General features: G+C 37.1%; 19 protein-coding genes and 1 riboswitch. Of the genes, 15 read left to right on the forward strand and 4 right to left on the reverse strand.

Features of this window, described 5'->3' with window-relative positions; translation table 11 throughout:
* Positions 1-145 precede the first annotated feature (145 nt).
* The 6 genes from ACY3XC_RS07935 (at position 146) to ACY3XC_RS07960 (ending at position 6407) form a co-directional block, all read left to right on the forward strand.
* Entirely contained in the window at positions 146-1726 is a 1581-nt protein-coding gene (locus ACY3XC_RS07935; protein WP_179158408.1) for a peptide chain release factor 3, read from the forward strand.
* A gap of 133 nt (positions 1727-1859) precedes the next feature.
* Positions 1860-2957: an SDR family oxidoreductase gene (locus ACY3XC_RS07940; protein ID WP_464868104.1), complete on the forward strand. Its 1098-nt coding sequence runs from the start codon at positions 1860-1862 to the stop codon at positions 2955-2957.
* 100 nt (positions 2958-3057) lie between these two features.
* A complete protein-coding gene (locus ACY3XC_RS07945; protein WP_179158410.1) occupies positions 3058-3516 on the forward strand; it encodes a hypothetical protein in 459 nt (152 codons plus the stop codon).
* A 126-nt stretch (positions 3517-3642) separates the two neighbouring features.
* On the forward strand, positions 3643-4539 hold the full coding sequence (locus ACY3XC_RS07950; protein WP_464868105.1) for a DUF5667 domain-containing protein: 897 nt from the start codon (positions 3643-3645) through the stop codon (positions 4537-4539).
* 126 nt (positions 4540-4665) lie between these two features.
* Complete coding sequence (gene sigI, locus ACY3XC_RS07955; RefSeq protein WP_464868106.1) at positions 4666-5412, forward strand: RNA polymerase sigma factor SigI; 747 nt, start codon at positions 4666-4668, stop codon at positions 5410-5412.
* Positions 5409-6407 (forward strand): anti-sigma factor domain-containing protein, encoded by a 999-nt coding sequence (locus ACY3XC_RS07960; RefSeq protein WP_464868107.1) that lies wholly within the window; start codon positions 5409-5411, stop codon positions 6405-6407. The genes sigI and ACY3XC_RS07960 overlap by 4 nt, the downstream gene beginning before the upstream one ends.
* A gap of 45 nt (positions 6408-6452) precedes the next feature.
* Here the strand turns inward: ACY3XC_RS07960 and ACY3XC_RS07965 are convergent, their stop codons facing one another.
* Positions 6453-6650: an alpha/beta-type small acid-soluble spore protein gene (locus ACY3XC_RS07965; RefSeq protein WP_095251895.1), complete on the reverse strand. Its 198-nt coding sequence runs from the start codon at positions 6648-6650 to the stop codon at positions 6453-6455.
* A 119-nt stretch (positions 6651-6769) separates the two neighbouring features.
* Positions 6770-7120 carry a DUF3905 domain-containing protein gene (locus ACY3XC_RS07970; protein ID WP_464868108.1) on the reverse strand — a complete coding sequence of 117 codons (351 nt, stop codon included), beginning with the start codon at positions 7118-7120 and terminating at the stop codon, positions 6770-6772.
* A gap of 128 nt (positions 7121-7248) precedes the next feature.
* Between ACY3XC_RS07970 and ACY3XC_RS07975 the strand changes: the two genes are divergently transcribed.
* Together ACY3XC_RS07975 and ACY3XC_RS07980 are read left to right on the forward strand one after the other, a co-directional pair.
* Positions 7249-7410, forward strand: a complete 162-nt coding sequence (locus tag ACY3XC_RS07975) for a hypothetical protein (RefSeq protein ID WP_179158415.1) — start codon at positions 7249-7251, stop codon at positions 7408-7410.
* The gene (locus ACY3XC_RS07980; RefSeq protein ID WP_256989053.1) at positions 7410-7541 is read left to right on the forward strand and encodes a hypothetical protein; all 132 of its coding nucleotides are present in this window, start codon (positions 7410-7412) and stop codon (positions 7539-7541) included. The genes ACY3XC_RS07975 and ACY3XC_RS07980 overlap by 1 nt, the downstream gene beginning before the upstream one ends.
* Before the next feature lie 22 nt (positions 7542-7563).
* On the opposite strand, the gene ACY3XC_RS07985 is transcribed toward ACY3XC_RS07980, so the two are convergent.
* Positions 7564-9306: a B12-binding domain-containing radical SAM protein gene (locus ACY3XC_RS07985; protein WP_464868109.1), complete on the reverse strand. Its 1743-nt coding sequence runs from the start codon at positions 9304-9306 to the stop codon at positions 7564-7566.
* Between the two features lie 292 nt (positions 9307-9598).
* Between ACY3XC_RS07985 and ACY3XC_RS07990 the strand changes: the two genes are divergently transcribed.
* The 3 genes from ACY3XC_RS07990 to ACY3XC_RS08000 all read left to right on the forward strand — a co-directional run bounded on the left by ACY3XC_RS07990 (position 9599) and on the right by ACY3XC_RS08000 (position 14137).
* Positions 9599-10612 carry a 2-oxoacid:acceptor oxidoreductase family protein gene (locus ACY3XC_RS07990; protein WP_464868110.1) on the forward strand — a complete coding sequence of 338 codons (1014 nt, stop codon included), beginning with the start codon at positions 9599-9601 and terminating at the stop codon, positions 10610-10612.
* On the forward strand, positions 10612-12906 hold the full coding sequence (locus ACY3XC_RS07995) for a thiamine pyrophosphate-dependent enzyme (RefSeq protein WP_464868111.1): 2295 nt from the start codon (positions 10612-10614) through the stop codon (positions 12904-12906). Before ACY3XC_RS07990 ends, ACY3XC_RS07995 begins: the two co-directional genes overlap by 1 nt.
* Before the next feature lie 154 nt (positions 12907-13060).
* Positions 13061-14137, forward strand: a complete 1077-nt coding sequence (locus ACY3XC_RS08000; RefSeq protein ID WP_464868112.1) for an ATP-binding protein — start codon at positions 13061-13063, stop codon at positions 14135-14137.
* A gap of 37 nt (positions 14138-14174) precedes the next feature.
* Here the strand turns inward: ACY3XC_RS08000 and ACY3XC_RS08005 are convergent, their stop codons facing one another.
* The gene (locus tag ACY3XC_RS08005; protein ID WP_464868113.1) at positions 14175-14957 is read right to left on the reverse strand and encodes a carbon-nitrogen family hydrolase; all 783 of its coding nucleotides are present in this window, start codon (positions 14955-14957) and stop codon (positions 14175-14177) included.
* A gap of 116 nt (positions 14958-15073) precedes the next feature.
* On the opposite strand from ACY3XC_RS08005, the gene ACY3XC_RS08010 reads away from it, so the two are divergent.
* From ACY3XC_RS08010 to ACY3XC_RS08025, 4 genes are all read left to right on the forward strand, one after another.
* The gene (locus ACY3XC_RS08010; protein ID WP_464868114.1) at positions 15074-16252 is read left to right on the forward strand and encodes an aminotransferase class I/II-fold pyridoxal phosphate-dependent enzyme; all 1179 of its coding nucleotides are present in this window, start codon (positions 15074-15076) and stop codon (positions 16250-16252) included.
* A gap of 77 nt (positions 16253-16329) precedes the next feature.
* Positions 16330-16439: riboswitch (SAM riboswitch) on the forward strand.
* A gap of 75 nt (positions 16440-16514) precedes the next feature.
* Positions 16515-17717, forward strand: a complete 1203-nt coding sequence (gene mtnW / locus ACY3XC_RS08015; protein ID WP_464868115.1) for a 2,3-diketo-5-methylthiopentyl-1-phosphate enolase — start codon at positions 16515-16517, stop codon at positions 17715-17717.
* A complete protein-coding gene (locus tag ACY3XC_RS08020) occupies positions 17718-18389 on the forward strand; it encodes a 2-hydroxy-3-keto-5-methylthiopentenyl-1-phosphate phosphatase (RefSeq protein WP_464868116.1) in 672 nt (223 codons plus the stop codon).
* Positions 18386-19015, forward strand: a complete 630-nt coding sequence (locus ACY3XC_RS08025; protein WP_464868117.1) for a methylthioribulose 1-phosphate dehydratase — start codon at positions 18386-18388, stop codon at positions 19013-19015. Before ACY3XC_RS08020 ends, ACY3XC_RS08025 begins: the two co-directional genes overlap by 4 nt.
* Positions 19016-19036 lie beyond the last annotated feature (21 nt).

Here is a 19036-nt window from a genome sequence, read left to right on the forward strand (position 1 = left end):
AAGGAAAATAACAAAAGAGGATGTGGGAATGGGTGGAAATGGATTTCCAGATGAGCAGCATTAAAGGATTGCAAATTTTACCGCGAGACTATAAGATTAAGGGTACGAGAAAAATTTTTTGATTGTTAAAAGAGAGGAATTTGAAATGAGTAACAAACTTAAAGAAGAAGTACTATCACGCAGAACCTTTGCGATTATTTCTCACCCGGATGCCGGGAAAACAACACTTACAGAAAAATTATTATTGTTTGGCGGAGCTATACGCGACGCTGGAACAGTAAAAGCAAAAAAAACTGGTAAGTTTGCGACAAGTGACTGGATGGAAATTGAAAAACAACGTGGAATCTCAGTAACATCCAGCGTTATGCAATTTGACTATAATGATTTTCGTGTCAACATTTTGGATACACCAGGACACCAGGATTTTAGTGAAGATACCTATCGTACCCTAATGGCTGTAGATAGTGCGGTAATGATTATCGACTCTGCAAAAGGGATTGAGGAGCAAACCTTAAAGCTATTTAAAGTGTGCCGGATGCGTGGTATTCCTATCTTCACATTTATTAATAAGCTGGACCGTCAAGGGAAAGCACCATTAGAGCTGCTTGCTGAATTAGAGGAAGTGCTGGGTATTGAGACCTATCCCATGAACTGGCCAATCGGGATGGGTAAAGAATTTTTGGGTATCTACGACCGATATTACAAACGAATCGAACAATTTAGAGTAAATGAGGAAGATCGTTTCATTCCATTGAATGGTGATGGGGAAATAGAAGGTGACCATCCTTTAAAGGTTTCTGGATTGTATGACCAAACGCTGGAAGAGATAATGCTGTTAAACGAAGCTGGTAATGATTTCTCTGCTGAAAAAGTGGCTGATGGAAAGATTATCCCCGTTTTCTTTGGCAGTGCATTAACAACTTTTGGGGTCCAAACCTTTTTAGAGACGTACCTGCAATTTGCTCCAGCTCCTATGGCTCGAAATTCATCCATTGGGGAAATTAATCCACTCGCTGAGCAATTTTCGGGTTTCGTCTTTAAAATTCAAGCAAATATGAATCCAGCCCATCGTGACAGGATTGCGTTTGTTCGAATTTGTTCGGGTAAATTTGAGCGGGGAATGACCGTTAATATTCCACGATTAAGTAAACAAATAAAGCTTTCTCAATCCACTTCCTTTATGGCGGAAGAAAGAAGCACGGTTGATGAAGCTGTCAGCGGGGACATTATCGGCCTTTACGATACGGGTACTTACCAAATTGGGGATACCATTACATCCGGTAAAGAAAATTTCCAATTTGAAAGGCTACCGCAATTTACACCTGAGCTCTTTGTTAGGGTTTCTGCTAAGAATGTAATGAAACAAAAATCTTTTTATAAAGGAATCCAGCAGCTAGTTCAGGAAGGCGCCATTCAGCTTTATAAAACAGTGAAAACAGATGATTACTTGTTAGGTGCTGTTGGGCAGTTACAATTCGAGGTTTTTGAACATCGGATGAGAAATGAATACAATGCTGAGGTATTGATGGAACGTATGGGATCGAAAATAGGAAGATGGGTTGAAGGAGATATCGTAGATGAAAATCTCTCAAGCTCTAGAAGTCTCCTTGTTAAGGATCGCTTTGATCAGTATGTCTTTTTATTTGAAAATGATTTTGCACTTCGCTGGTTCCAAGAAAAAAATCCAAGTGTGAAGCTTTATAACCCAATGGATCAGCAGGACTAAAAATGACGGGACTAATTCCCGTCATTTTTTTGAAAATAAATTACTGAAAATTCAGACTAATAACTTGACTATATTTTTGGGAACGACATACAATTAGTACAAATGTATTTAACATTTTTTAGGAGGGATTAAGATGGTAAATGGGTACTTTTTTACAGGGTTTCCGGGTTTTATCTGCAACCAATTAATTCGAGAAGTTTTAAAAAAGAATGATTTAAAAGGAGTCATATATGTTCTTGTCCTTCAAGGGATGATGGATAAGGCAAGGAAAGAACGTCAAGCTATTATGACAGAGCTAGGTCTAAAGAATGAAGCATTTGTCATTATAGAAGGTGATATCACCCAGCCATCACTCATGATTTCTACCGATAACCATGAAATCCTAATTGGAAAGATAACACATGTATTTCATCTTGCAGCCATTTATGATTTGGCAGTACCAAGGGATACTGCCTGCAAAATCAATGTAAATGGCACAGAAAATGTGAATAACTGGGTAAGAGGATTGCCGCAATTGAAACGTTATGTATATTTTAGTACGGCATATGTTGTAGGTGACCGTGAAGGAACTCTATACGAGACAGAGCTTATTCGACCGACAAGTTTTAAAAATCATTATGAGGAAACAAAGTATGAGGCTGAAGTTTTGGTGGAAAAACTAAAAAGGGAAATTCCAATTACGATTATTCGCCCTGGAATCGTCAAAGGTCATTCTCAAACCGGTGAGACGATTAAATTTGATGGCCCCTATTTTATGATGAATTTTTTAGATCGATTAAAATTTCTTCCTCTGCTGCCGAAATTGGGTAAGGGAGAAGCATATGTAAATTTAGTTCCAATAGACTATATCATTCAGGCAGCTGCTTATCTTAGCTTTTTGGAAAAAGGGATTGGTAAAACCTATCATTTAACGGATCCTCACCCCTATCGTGCTTCTGAAATTTACACCTTTATGATGGAGGAATTGATAAACAAGAAACCAATGGGTACCCTCCCATTAACAGTGGGAAAATGGTTTCTTTCCATAAAGCCGATGAGAAAGTATCTGAGGGTTGAAAAAGAAGCCCTAGATTATTTTACTTGGATGGGTCATTTTGATTGCACGCAGGCAGAGAAAGATTTGAAGGAATCAGGAATCATATGTCCGGACTTTAAAGATGGTCTAAAGCCAATGACTGCCTTTTACCTAAAACAAAAGGATAATCCTAATTATCAAATTCCCATTTTATGATAGTAGCATGAGTTAAAATATTTCTTCATAACTCGTTTATTCAGTCTGTTACTGGTAAAACTAATTTGGAAGTAACTTACATCAGAAGCGAGATAGAGAAATGAAAAAAATAAGTAAATTAGAAGCAGTCTTATGGAGTATAGCCTTTCCGGGATTCAGTCAGCTATTAAGCGGCCAGTACATCAAAGGTATTTTGTTTGTGATACTAGAATTTATTATAAATGTGAACAGTCATTTTAATAGTGCAATCATGTACAGTTTCCTGGGTGAAATTAAAAGGGCTGAATCGGTCGTAAATTATCAATGGCTGATGTTTTATCCGTGTGTTTATATGTTTTCAATGTGGGATGGATATCGTCATGCAATGCCGCTTGAGGAAAAGTATTCTTATTTACCATTTGTATTTTCTGCCTATTTTGTCACAGTTGGATTAATGATTTCACCAAAGGTTACCATTTTTAATGTTCATCCAGGTCCTGTCTTTTTACCCATGATATTTGTCATTCCGGGGTTACTTATTGGATTTTTGATAAAGTGGATATTAAAATCTCGAAATTAGCTGCCTATCAGAATCTGATTAGTAGCTTTTTTTGTTGAGAATTTTCTGTATGCCCCCATAAAAGGATGCTAATTAAACGTACATCTTTAGTGGAAAAAGGGTGTCAAAAACAATGAGGTGAATGAATTGGAGAAAAAAACAGATCATAAGTCAGTAAACAAAATCACAAAAGGTGCGCTAGCAATTATTCTTGCAAGTACAATAGTATTTCCAGGTGCAAATGTTTTCGCTGATGAAACAACTAGTGAGACAGCTATAATAGATCTTCAAGAAGATTCAAACTCTGAAAGTGATAAAGTAGAAACACCATCATTATTACCAGGGGACTTCTTCTATTTTTCGAAGATATTAATAGAAAAAATACGCCTTGCTTTAACGATAGATGATGTTAAAGAAGCAAAGTTATTTGCAGATTATGCAGCGGAGCGCCTTGTAGAGGCGGAAGCGCTGTTTGCTGATGGAGATGAAGAAGCAGCCATAGAAACAATGGAAAAAGCAATTGAGAATATGGAAAGTGCAGATGATCAAGTGACCGCTGTAGATGATGGTGCATCTGATGAAATAGGTGAAGAGAATAAAGAAATTGGAGATGTAAAAGAAGTTTTATCCCAAAATATCATCGCCCTTACCGCAGCCATGAAAAAGGTGAAAAACCCCGTTGTGAAAGCTTCATTACAAAAGAATATAGAAAAAAGCTATGTAAAGGTCTCGAAGAAAATAAAAAAATGGGAAAAGAAAAATGAAAAAATAACAAAAAAAAATAAACTAGAAGACACGGAAGCTTCTCCAGAGACACTTGTAGAGTCTAGTTCAGACAAAGTTATTCCTGAAGTAACTGAATCAGCAGCACCACAACCAACTAAGAAGGAAATTCAACAATCGGCGGTACAGGAGAAAAAACAAGCAAAACAGGCAATTCTACAAAATAAGCAGGAAGCAAAGGCGGCAGCAAAAGAAGCAAAGGCAGAATCAAAGAATTCTACTAAGGAAAAGAAAAAAGAGAATAACGGCAAAGGAAATTAATAGAATCTAGGATTATAAACAGGAAAAGATAGCCTTTCTTGGGGCTAATTTTTCTCATGCGCTTTACCCCCATAAAATCCAAGGCGTGCGCCGTATGGTATAATTGGGTTATTGTGAGGTGAGGCAATGCTAGGTTTATTGTTTTTAACCAAGAATAAAAAACGAACGTTAGAAGAGTCGGTTCTTTTAATTCAACAAGGGGACCGCTTACTACTAAATGAAATAATAGATTCTTATAAACCCTTTATTGCGAAAAATGTTTCTACAGTTTGTAAACGATATATTTATGAAACCGATGATGAATTTAGTATTGGTCTGATTGCCTTTAATGAGGCTATTGAAAAATATTTACCTGATAGAGGAAGCTCTCTGCTTAGTTTTGCTGAAGTCATAATCAAGAGGAGAGTTATTGATTATATTCGGAAACAAACGAAAAATCAACACGTCAGTATCGACTTAACCTATTCATCACTTGAGGATGATTCAGCAGGCATGGTAATTGTGAACGAGCTGTCCCTCGAGGAATATAAGAAAAAATCTGATGAAGAGTTAAGAAAAGACGAAATTATACAATTTCAAGCATTATTAACTTCATTCGATTTAAGCTTTAGCGATTTAGTTGAGAATTCACCTAAACATGCAGATGCAAGGGAGAATGCCATATTAGTAGCTAAACTTTTAGTGGATGATAAGGAATTAAAAAGTTCTCTATTTGAAAAAAAACGCCTTCCGATAAAACAGTTAGAAAAAAAAGTGAATGTCAGTAGAAAGACGATTGAGCGAAACCGAAAATATATTATTGCGATTGCACTAATATTATCGACTGATTATGTATATTTAAATGATTATTTAAGGGGGGTGCTTGAGACATGAGAAAGGGAATTATCATGGAAGTTGATGATCCTTATTTGACACTATTAACTTCAGACGGAGAATTCTTACGTGCCCGTAAAATGGATAGGCTTTATTCAATAGGTGAAGAAATAGATTTTTATCCTGTTACTGATTATCAAAAAAGGAAAGAGAAAATTGTATTTAATAACTTTTTAACTTTAAAAACGGTTTGGATGTCAATGGCTGTTCTAATCATATCTTTAGGATCTATTATTCCAGTGTATCAAAATAATAAGGCATATGCCTATATGTCTATTGACGCTAACACTAGTATTGAAATGGGACTAAATAAAAACATGCAGGTAGTTGAACTCAACGGGTTTAATAAAGAAGCAGAACAAATCATTTCTCAGTTGGATGATTGGGAGAAAAAAGATGCTTCGGAATTAACTGCAATTATTGTTGAAGAATTAAAAGATGAAGGATATATTTCCCAATCAGAAACAGTTGTGATTTCAACAGTAAAGACACATCAACTTAAAGATAAAGCGGCAATAAAACTGCAGGAGAATATTGCTGAAATTAAACAAACCGTTCATAAACATCTAGTTGAAATAAAAATGTATACAACCACTGAAGCAGAATTAGAGAAAGCACAGGACTTAGGTGTTCCAGTTGGGGTATATCATAAAAATAAAAATAACTCGGTACAAAACAAGGAAAAAATAAAGCAAAAAGATAATGCTCCCCTTGTACCTGCAACAAATTCAACCATGCCGCCGGGTCAGGTCAAAAAGCTAGAGCAGAATAATAGTAATCTAAATCAAAATCAAAGTGAAGATAACAATCAAATTGCACAAGAACATGGGGATGGTATGCAAAATTCACCATCGGATAAAAACAGCCATGGTAATGAACATCGAACTAGTAATCAAGGTAAACAAAAAGAGAATAAAAATGTCAATAAACAAGAAAGACCAAAGACAAATAATGAAAATAAAGCAATAAAACACGAGAATAATGGGAAAAAGTAAGTCCGGCAAATTTGCCGGACTTTTTCCATGTTTATTTAGTTAAGATTATTGTTGCTGACCAGCCATTTGTGCTTGTGCTTGTTGTACTAGCCTTTTTGTAATTTCGCCGCCAACAGACCCATTTGCTCGGGAAACTGTATCGGAGCCTAAATTCACACCAAACTCTTGTGCGATTTCATATTTAACCTGATCAAGATATTGCTCTATTCCTGGAACTAATAATTTATTGCTGCTGTTAGCCATTTTCTTCAACTCCTTAGTATCTATACAGAGATAAATTTCTTTTCTCTGTAATTGTATTATGATTCAATTCTGTTTTTTAATAAGTGGTAATGTTTTGCGGAAATGGATACAAATTTGTTTTAATCACTGCCCTTACTAACATCCTTGTCAGGGTGCATGAAGGGATAGGCTTGTGGTTTTTTCTTGCTCTCTAGCAATTCACGGTTTTCTGCTGTATTCCAGCCAATATCATTTGTTGGGTGAACCCACTCGTCCCCGGCCATAATTTCAGGGTCGGTATTCTCAGTCCAATTTTCTAAAGGAGAGTTTGGTGAAGAATATAAGCTATCTCCGATTACAACGCCATGTTCATTTATAAATGGAGGCTGCATTTTAATTCCTGTTCCTTCGAAACTTGGTGCATTAATTTGATGTGGAATTGTTTGATTCATCGTTGGATTATCTAGTTTTTGCTTTTTCTTATTGGTCATCATACTCACTCCTATTTTTCTTTATTTTTCACTTAATGAACAAATTTATTTATGAAAAATAAGGAAGTGATTGAATCCCTGATTTTGAAGAAACTAAAGATGTAACATAAAGATGGGAGGACGAAAAAATGGCTAAACGAAAAGCAGAATTTGATGCAGTAAAAAAATATTCTAAAACGCCGCATAAGAATGTACAGGAAAGTGAATTCTCAGCAGAATTTACCGATAATAACAACGCAATCAGATTTGCAAACCGTAATTCAAAGCTTGGGAAAAAAGGAAGAAGTTAATGAAAGATAAGAAAAGCGTGCAAAACACACGTGAAGAATTTAGCATTGAATTTGGTGACGTGAATGGAATTAAGCTATATGAAGTACTTCAGAATAATCAGGATAATAAAAAGTCATCGAAAAAGAAATAAGCCGGCTTTATGCCGGCTATCTTTATCCTTTATATGAAAAGATTAGTGTTCCTTTGTTTGCAGGATCAAAATAAGCGATTAAATTAGAAGACTGCTTTAAGATTTTTCCAGATGATAAGTATTCATCAAGATTAAAGGAAAGTTCCTCAATCATTGTATGCTTATATAAATCTTTCTCATCAAGTTCTAGTTCCACATAGATTTGCCCTAGCAGCGATGGGGTATCGACTATTTGTTTATAAATTTCGGTTCTTGTTTGTTTATTGAAGCTTTGTTCCCACCATGGCTTTCGCGGCTTGTACTTATGGTTTATTAAATAATCATATTTCATCAGGCCTTCAATAATGTCAAGGTCACTCAGCTTCCGGTATTGAAGAAACGAGAACAATCTTCGAAATAAATCCTCTAACTGGTGACCAATCCTTGACCAGCCTTGCTCATCCCAATAGGTCCCAAACTCCTGGAAAAAGTCGAAAGGTGAAGGAAACACGTTTGTAACCAAATACTCTATTGTGTGATTCATGCGATGGTCATTCCAATATTTTTCTAACACATCCTCCACCTGTTTAATTCTGAGAATATCATCAAAGGGAAGGACATTATTCCCCAAAATTTCATATGGAGAATGATCCATATAAACATACTCATGTTCAGCAGCGCGAAGTCTTAGCCCAGTTCCCCGAAGCATTTTCAAAAAACCTAACTGCAGTTCTTCAGGACGAAGTTCAAAAACATCATTAAACGTTTTCCGAAAGGATGCGTAATCTTCCTCAGGCAGACCGGCGATTAAATCAAGGTGCTGGTCAATTTTTCCGCCATCCTTCACCATGGTAACGGTTCTTGTTAGTTTTGCAAAATTCTGTTTCCGCATGACAAGCTCATTTGTATAATCATTTGTCGATTGAACGCCGATTTCAAAGCGAAATAAGCCTTTTGGTGCTTCATTATTTAAAAATTCAATAACCTCAGGTCTCATGATGTCAGCAGTAATTTCAAACTGAAAAACTGTTCCTGGTAGATGCTCATCAATTAAAAATCGGAACATTTCCATCGCATAGCTTCTGCTAATATTAAATGTACGGTCAACAAATTTAATCGTCTTTGCCCCATTAGCCATAAGATAACGAATATCTTCCTTAATTTTCTCCCTATCGAAATAACGGACCCCTACTTCAATGGAAGAAAGGCAAAATTGACAGCTGAATGGACAGCCTCTGCTGGTTTCAATATAGGTGACACGTTTACCCAAATGAGCTTTATCTTCAGGAAATCGATAGGGTGATGGGAGTTCCTTTAGGTCAAGCTTATTCATTTGGGGTGTCACTTTTACTTTTCCATTTTTGCGATAGGCAATTCCATGTACATTTTTATAGCTGCCCGCTCCGTTCAATTCAGAAAGCAGCTGCTTAAATGAACGTTCACCTTCACCCATCACTATAAAGTCGACACTTGGGAGTTTTTCCATCCATTCTACCGTATCATAAGATACTTCAGGACCACCAAATACAATCTTAATAGAAGGATCAATTTTTTTAATCATGTTGACAACCTTAATGGTTTCTTCAATGTTCCAGATGTAACAACTAAATCCAATAATTGTTGGTTTTTGCTGATAGAGGTCTGACACGATATTCATAACCGGATCCTTTATCGTATATTCCTTTAATTGGATGTTAAATTCCGGAGCAGCGAAAGCCTTTAAGCAGCGAATCGCTAAATTTGTATGTATATATTTAGCATTTAAGGTACAGCAAATAACGTTCATCGTAAAACTCCTTCGGCAAATTAAAAACAATAGTATATTATATCCTACTTTTGAAAAAATCCAAAATCGAAATAAAAAAATCCTGTTATATTACAGGAGGGAAGCTGTTATATACATAAAATGCTAAATAAAAACCATTTAAATTAACGTTTTAAATAAATTTTTAAAAGGTGTTATAGAATTTTTTTGCTGATGTTTGATTTTTGTCACAGCGTAATAAAAAGATCTATCCTACAATGAATTTGGGGAATTTATATTTTGTGTTTTTTTGTACAAGAAGGGGAGGGACATTATGTCAATATTGCCAAAGAAAAATGAGCTTGGTTTCTTTGAGATTCGTCTTGAATCAATTGGGGGTCTTGGTGCAAATTTAGCTGGAAAAATGTTAGCTGAAGCCGGAGTACTAGGTCTAGGTTTGAACGGATCTAATTTCTCATCATATGGCTCAGAAAAGAAAGGTTCACCTGTTAAAAGTTTTATCCGTTATTGTGATCCAGATGTTGAAATAAGAGATCACAGCCCAATAGAGCAGCCACATATTGTGGCGGTTTTTCATGAAGCACTATATAGAACAGTCGATGTCGTAAGCGGATTAAATGCTGATGGAATCGCACTTGTAAATACAGCTAGAGAGTTTGATGAAGTGAGAAGTGATCTAAAGTTAGAATATGGCACACTTGCTATTGTTGACGCTTTAACGATCGCAGTTGAAGAAAAAACAAAAGTCAATACAGCGATGCTCGGTGCGTTATATCGTATTTGTGAATTCCTAGATCCAGATTCTATGAGAAACGTTATTCGTAAAACATTTGAAAAAAAATACCCGCATTTAGTGGAGCCAAATATTCGCACGTTTGACCGTGGTTATAATGAAGTTCAATTTAAAACCTATGATGTGCCAGAAGGGGCAGAAGGTAAAAGTTTTTCGCGGGCATTGCCGCAATTAGGTTACATGACCCAGGAAATCGGCGGGGTAATGACCACTCAAGGTAATAGTATATTAAAAGATTTAAGTGGTTCACGACAAGGATTTCTTCCACAGTTTGAACAGGATAAATGTATCCACTGTGCTGCCTGCGATAATGTCTGTCCAGATTATTGCTTCGTATGGGAAGCTGGCGAAGATAAGAAGGGCAGAAAACAAATGTTCCTTAAAGGGATTGATTATCAATATTGTAAGGGCTGTTTAAAATGTGTTGAAGCTTGTCCAACAGATGCGTTAGGTGATCTTCGTGAAATGATTGGATATGCAGATGCTAACCGTGTAAAACAGAACTTTCCGTATTTAGCAGGGGGGATTTCATAATGGCAATGTTAGAAGAAAAGTTAAAGATTCAAGGGGTCGCTGAGCAGCTTTCAACCTTTGAGTCCGGAAATGAAATGGCTGCTATGGCAGCTGCGCAAATTAATTATCATATTATGGGGTATTTCCCAATTACACCTTCTACAGAAGTAGCACAATTTTTGGACCAAATGAAAGCCCGCGGTGAGCATGATATTAAGCTGATTCCAGCAGATGGTGAACATGGTTCTGCAGGTATTTGCTACGGTGCTTCTGCTACTGGTGCTAGAGTATTCAATGCAACAAGTGCAAATGGCCTTCTTTATATGATAGAACAGCTGCCCGTTCAATCTGGAACCCGCTTTCCAATGGTCATGAATCTTGTAACACGTGCAGTCAGTGGACCTCTTGATATAAGAGGTGATCACTCTGACCTTTACTTTGCGTTAAATACTGGCTGGGTTATCTTAACAGCTAGTACGCCGCAAGCTGTTTATGATATGAATATTATGGCTCTGAAAATTGCTGAACATTCTAAGGTCCGTCTGCCGGTTATCGTTGCCTACGATGGATTCTTCACTTCACATCAAAAGCGAAGAGTTGAGTATTTCAAGGACCGTAGTGTTGTGCAGAAATTTGTAGGTGAATGTCCAACAGACTATCATTTTGCGAGAGATCCAAAGTATCCAGTAACAATTGGTGCTCATATGAATGGTGATGACCTAATCAATAACAATTTCCAGCAATCTGAAGCCATTTACGCCGCGGGTGAGGTTTATAAAGAGGTTGCAGCTGAATATGCCCGTATTTCCGGCCGTGAATATTCAGTACTTGATTTATATAAAATGGAAGATGCTGATGTTGCATTATTCCTCTTAAACTCTGCTGGTGAATCAGCGAAAGATGTAGTTGATGAATTACGTGCTAAAGGAATTAAAGCTGGAGTAATCAGTCCAAATGTTATCCGTCCTTTCCCAGCGAAGGAAATTCGTGAAGCCCTTAAAAATGTAAAAGCATTATTGGTTGGTGAACGTGCAGATTCCTATGGAGCAAATGGACCGAATTTAACCCATGAAGTGAAATCTGCCCTTCAAGAAGACCGGGAAAATCAAACAATCGTTTTAAGTCGAGTTTTCGGTTTAGGGGGTAAAGATTTCTACGCTTCCGATGCACAAAAATTCTTTGAAATGACGATTGAGGCGATGGAAAAAGGATTTGCCGAAAAGCCATTTGATTATTATGGTCATGTACCAGGCAACCCGGAAAAAGTTCTTAAGCCGGTTATCACACCACAGCATGGTGATGTATACAAATCTGGTTTAATTGATGTGAAAATGGATGAAGAAACAAATAAACTTAAGGTTAAAATCCCGCCTCTTCGTGCACTAACTGGTAAACCTAAGCGAATTGCTTCAGGACACGGAGCATGTCCAGGCTGTGGGATTTTTGCAGGATTGGAACTTTTCTTTAAAGGGATTGAAGGTGATATCGTCACATTATTCCAAACAGGATGTGCCTATGTTACGACAACTTCATATCCGCATAGCTCTCATAAACAAACCATGATTCATAACCTTTTCCAAAATGGTGCTGCTACACTATCAGGAACACTTGAAGCATTCCTTGAATTAAAACGCCGTGGTGAAGTAGAAGTATCTGATGATGCGACGTTTGTCATGATTACCGGAGATGGCGGTATGGACATTGGTATGGGTTCTGCTATTGGTACAGCTCTTCGTGGACATAAGCTCATTATGCTTGAATATGATAATGAAGGTTATATGAATACAGGCTCACAAATGTCTTATTCTACTCCGTTAGGTCATATGACTAGCACATCGGGAGTTGGTAAGGCACAGAAAGGAAAAGGATTCCACCATAAAGACACCGCGCAAATTATGGCGGCCACCAATATTCCTTATGTATTTACAGGGGCGGAAGCTTTCCCTCAAGACTTAATTAAAAAGGGTGCAAAAGCTCAATGGTATGCACAAAACGTTGGTACGGTTTATGGGAAAATCCTTATTACCTGTCCACTTAACTGGAAATCCGAGGACCGTTATGGGGCAACGATTTTGGAGCAAGCTGTAAATTCTTGTTTCTTCCCTCTGTATGAGGTCGAGCAAGGTGTTACCAGCATTACCTATAACCCAGAAGATAAAAACAAACGTGTGACTATTTCTGAGTGGCTTAAATACATGGGTAAAACAAAACACCTACTTAAAGAAGAAAACAAATCAATCTTAGAGGAATTTGAAGCAGAAGTTGAAAAAAGATGGCAGCGTTTAAAAGCAAAGCACGAAAATCCATTCCTTTAAATGGTATAGGTAAAGCGGGAATTTTGCGCTTTACCTTTTTTATGTTTTTCATTGTAATAAATTTGTCAAGTAAAAAAGGATTTTATTTAATAATGTAGAATATAGGTATAGTATGATATTACCTTATTTTGGGTTTCGTGAGGCGGGTGAGTTAGTGGGAAATACAGCGAAACAGAACGAGGCATTGCCTAGTGAACAAAAATTCCAAAGAATTTTTGAAGATTCGATGGACGGACTGATATTATGGAATGACAAGTATCAAATTGTCGATATCAATTACTCTGGAGAAAGAATCTTTGGTCTTTCAAAAGATAGACTGTTAGGAAAGTCCCTGTTAGATTTATTTAATACTGTAGAAGAGAAAAAGCAGGAAATTATGAATCATATCGAACAAGCTACGCAAATTGGCAGGCAATGTTCCACAATGGTAATGGAAATGATTGACGGGACAGTTAAACATTTTGATTACTCGACCAAGCGCCGAATTATTGATGGTCTAAATCTAACTGTTATTATTGATGTAACGGAAAAAGCTAAAATGCAGGAACAGTTGAGAATGTCTGATCGATTAAGTATTGTTGGTGAGCTTGCTGCTGGAATTGCACACGAAATAAGAAATCCAATGACTGCATTAAAGGGGTTTATTCAATTACTAAAGCCTAGTATTAAACCTGAACATTCTATGTATTACGATGTCATTACCTCCGAGTTAGCAAGAATTGATTCGATTATTAATGAGTTTCTAATCCTGGCAAAACCTCAGGAAATTAGATTTCAGGAGAAAGACGTCTGTCAAATTATGAGGGAGACAGTTGATTTATTAAGTCCTCAAGCGGTGCTTTACAATGTTCAATTTAATACAGACTATGAAGCCAATTTGCCATTCGTTTACTGCGAGCCCAATCAACTGAAAAAGGTTTTTATTAATCTAATAAAAAATGCTATTGAAGTCATGCCGAACGGTGGACAAATTACAATTACGATAAATAAAACTGAGGAACAAAATGTACAAATATGTATTCAAGATGAAGGAATGGGGATTCCAAAGGATAAAATAAAAAAACTTGGAGAACCCTTTTATACCACAAAAGAAAAAGGTACGGGTTTAGGTTTAATGGTCAGTTACCGAATTATTGAGGAACATACTGGGAATATTCAAGTTGAAAGTGAAGAGAGAAAGGGAACAATATTTAAGATTACGTTACCAATAAATCATTTTTTAAATAAATAGAAAAACCACTTTCTATATAAGGAAGTGGTTTTTTAGATTAGTACAAATCAGGTCTTCTATCTTCAAAAATTGGTATTTGTTTACGAATATCTTTAACTAAATCTAACTCAATTACCGAAGACAGTATTTCCTCAGTCGCTCCTGCTTCTGCTATTACGTCTCCCCATGGGTCGATAATCATAGAATGACCTGCAAATTCATTATTTGGATCATTGCCTGAGCGATTACATGCAATAACGAAACATTGGTTTTCAATTGCTCTGGCAATGAGCAGCGACCTCCAATGCGTTAAACGGGGGGCAGGCCATTCTGCAACAACGAAAAGGGCTTCAGCTCCTTTAGAGGTATGCGCACGAATCCACTCTGGAAAACGAATATCATAACAGATTACTCCGCCAAAAGTGCTATTATCCAAATCGAATAACCCTATCTCCTCTCCAGCTTCGAGGTAAAGATGTTCGTCCATCAATTTGAAAAGATGTAGTTTGCTATATGAATGGACGAGGTGCCCTTTATTATTGATGATAAGAAGGGTATTCTTTACTCCCTGTTCACCCTGATTTGCCACAGAACCGCCTACAAAGTGAACCTGATATTTTATTGCTGCCTTTTTTAAAAAATCAATGGTATTGGCTGCACCCTTATCAGCGATCGTTTCAAGTCGTGTCAAATCATAGCCTGTTGTCCACAGCTCTGGAAAAACAATGATATCAGGATTTTCTTTCATTGCTTCTTTAATTAATCTTTCTGCCTTTTGATAGTTTTCAGTTGGATTACCAAAGGCAATGTCCATCTGCAAACAAGATATTTTAAATTTCACTAATATTCACCTCATTTTAATTTTTTAGAATTTTTTCTTTACAAGATGTATTAAAAGTTATATCATTTGTGACTAGAATTCAACAACAAAATGAAATAAATTAAGCAGGTGACAAGATGAAACAATTTCCAACATCGCAAATATTAAATAATCTTCCGAAGCAGTTTTTTGCTTCTTTAGTAAAAAAGGTAGGGAAATACATTGAAGAGGGCTATGATGTTATTAATTTAGGTCAAGGGAACCCTGATCAGGCCACTCCAAATCATATTGTAAAAAAAATGCAGGAAGCAGCGGCTAATCCTGTGAATCATAAGTATTCTCCTTTTCAAGGTCATACCTACTTAAAACAGGCTGCAGCTGACTTTTATCAAAGAGAGTATGGTGTTACCCTTAATCCTGATAACGAAGTGGCGATTTTGTTTGGCGGTAAGGCTGGATTGGTGGAAATACCACAATGCCTTTTAAATCCTGGTGATACAATTCTTGTACCAGATCCAGGATATCCAGATTACTTATCTGGGGTAGCGCTGGCAAAGGCGGAAATGGTAACGATGCCTCTCCGTGAAACAAATAATTTTCTGCCTGACTTTAGTGAATTACCTTCTGAGGCAATAGAAAAGGCAAAATTAATGTTCCTTAATTATCCTAACAACCCAACAGGGGCAGCAGCAACTAAGGAGTTCTTTGAGGAAACTGTTCATCTTGCAAACCAGCATGATATTTGTGTTGTTCATGATTTTGCTTACGGTGCAATAGGATTTGATGAGGAAAAGCCATTGAGCTTTTTACAAATTGATGGGGCAAAAGAAGTTGGTATTGAAATATATACTCTGTCTAAAACCTATAACATGGCAGGCTGGCGTGTCGGCTTCGCTGTAGGCAATAGCAGTGTTATTTCAGCGATTGAGCTTATTCAAGACCATCTCTATTGCAGTATTTTTGGCGGTATTCAGGAAGCTGCCGCTGAAGCATTAACAGGTCCGCAGGATTGTGTTCGAGATTTAAATAATCTTTATGAGCGCAGAAGAAATGTCTTGATTGAGGGGCTCTGTTCGCTGGGCTGGGATGTTACGGCTCCAAAGGGATCGTTTTTTGCTTGGCTAAAAGTTCCTGAGGGACTAACCTCTACTGAATTTGCTGACATCCTGCTAGAACAAGCACATATTGCAGTGGCACCTGGGATTGCATTTGGTGAACTAGGTGAAGGCTATGTCCGAGTCGGTTTACTCACAAGTGAGGAACGTTTAGAAGAAGCAGTGAGAAGAATTAGTAAGTTGGAAATTTTTAAAAAATAGATTGACAAAAAATATAATTCTTGGGATAATCCAAAATATAGTTTATTAACGTGATAATAGTAAATAATACGATCGTTTTCTTATCAAGAGCAGGCGGAGGGAAAAGCCCGATGAAGCCCGGCAACCGACTTAACACAATGTTAAGCACGGTGCTAAATCTTGCAGCAAAAAGGCTGAAAGATGAGAAGATGTTAGTTTGCGATGCTAACCTCTTCTTTTGCGAAGAGGTTTTTTATGTTTTTCGAAGAAAGGAAGATTAAAATTGTCTGAAATAATTGCCACATACCTAGTACACGGTGAAAAAAATCTTGAAAAAAAAGCAGAGGAAATAGCTTTAGGTTTGACTGTCGGTTCATGGACGAACTTGCCAGAACTAGAACAGAGTCAATTACGTAAGCACAAAGGCAGGGTGGTGTCGACTGAAGGTTTAACAGAGGAACAGTCACTCATACATATTGCCTATCCAGCCATCAATTTTTCAGATGATATTCCTGCGATTCTGACTACTGTTTTTGGAAAACTTTCATTAGATGGAAAAATAAAATTACTTGACTTACAGTTTAAGGATGAACTAAAAAATAAATTTCCTGGTCCTAGATTTGGTATTGGAGGATTAAGAGAAAAGCTCGGTATTTATAATCGTCCGTTATTAATGAGCATCTTTAAAGGGGTACTTGGTAAGGACTTGAATTTCCTAACTGAACAGCTAAAGCAACAGGCTCTAGGCGGTGTTGATTTTGTTAAGGATGATGAAATTCTCTTTGAAAATGAATTAACCCCTTTTGAAAAAAGAATAACAGCAGGCAATAAAATATTACAGGAAGTCTATGAACAAACAGGACATCGTACTTTGTACGCAGTAAACCTAACAGGCCGAACATCCCAGCTAAAGGACAAAGCGAGGAAAGCGAAGGAGCTTGGAGCGGACCTGTTATTATTTAATGTGTTTGCTTATGGATTGGATGTATTACAGGAGCTGCGTGAAGACGACCAAATTGCTTTACCATTAATGGCTCATCCTGCTGTAAGTGGTGCATTAACATCCTCTGCGTTTTATGGTCTTTCACATTCTTTGTTATTAGGTAAACTGCTCCGGCTTGCTGGTGCGGACTTGTCATTATTTCCATCACCATATGGAACTGTGGCATTGGAGAAATCATCAGCAATATCAATTGCAGAAGAATTAACAAAAAAAGATACAATAAAAAATTCATTTCCTGTCCCTTCTGCAGGAATACATCCAGGGTTGGTACCACTCCTGATTCGGGATTTCGGTATAGACTCAGTGATCAACGCTGGAGGCGGAGTTCACGGTCATCCTAATGGTGCGCGTGGCGGCGGTTTAGCATTCCGACAAGCTATTGAAGTGAATCTTCAAGGAAAGACATTAGTGGAAGGGGCAGAAATGTATCCTGAGCTAAAGACTGCACTGCAGTTATGGGGAAATGCTGAGGTGTCAGTATAAATGATGAGGCCAGTCATTTACTGTGATTTTGATGGAACGATTACTGAAAGTGATAATATCATCGCAATCATGAAAAAATTTGCACCTGCTAATTGGGTTGAAATTAAAGACCAAATTTTATCGCAGAAAATTTCAATTAGTGAGGGTGTAGGGAAATTATTCTCTGAATTACCAAGTAACCAAAGAGATGAAATTACAAAATTTGCGATCGAAAATGCTAAGATTCGTGATGGGTTTTCTGAATTTGTTGAATTTGCTAGAACCGAAGATATACCCCTTTATGTTGTCAGCGGTGGAATTGATTTCTTTGTATATCCCATTCTTGAAAAGTTCGGCCCTTTTGAAGGGATTTATTGTAACCACAGTGACTTTTCAGGGGAAAACATAAAAATACTTTGGCCATATACTTGTGATTCTTACTGTCAAAACGAATGCGGCTGCTGCAAACCTAGTATTATTCGGAAGATAAACCAGGATGAAGAATGCTTTACGATCGTAATTGGTGACTCGGTCACCGATCTTGAAGCAGCTAAACATGCTGATTTTGTGTTGGCTAGAGATCTCCTAGAAGAAAAATGTTCTGAATGGGATTTAAATTATAAAGGATTTACTACTTTTCATGACTGTATAGAAGAAATTAAAAATCGAATTGAGGTGCAGAGGACATCATGATAAAGGAAAAATGGCTGGAGTTAGCTGACATAAAAGATGAACTGGCTGAGCGGGATTGGTTTATGGGAACTAGCGGTAACCTTGCTATTAAGGTTAGTGATGATCCTCTACAGTTTCTGGTAACTGCAAGTGGTAAGGATAAACGCAAACGAACAGAAGAGGACTTTTTGCTGGTTAATGAATTTGGGCATGCAGTTGAAGAAACACACTTGAGACCATCTGCAGAAACGCTGCTTCACGTCGAAATATACCGAAGAACGAATGCAGGCTGTAGTCTTCATGTACACACTATTGATAATAACGTGATTTCTGAGCTATATGGGAACCAAGGGGAGGTAACATTTAAGGGTCAGGAACTGATTAAGGCTTTTAATATGTGGGAAGAGGACGCAGTGTTGACGATTCCAATCATCAAAAACTATGCTCATATTCCTACCCTCGCAGATGCATTTTCGGAGTATATCAATGAAGATTCAGGCGCTGTATTAATTCGTAATCACGGAATAACTGTTTGGGGAAGAAATGCTTTCGAGGCAAAAAAATTTCTAGAAGCTTCTGAGTTCTTATTTAAATATCAATTACGACTATTAGAACATAAGCAATACCAATTAAATAAAGTAGTTTAAATTTCTTAGGAGAGGATGGAT

It is taken from the genome of Bacillus sp. CZDM1 (assembly GCF_055502545.1).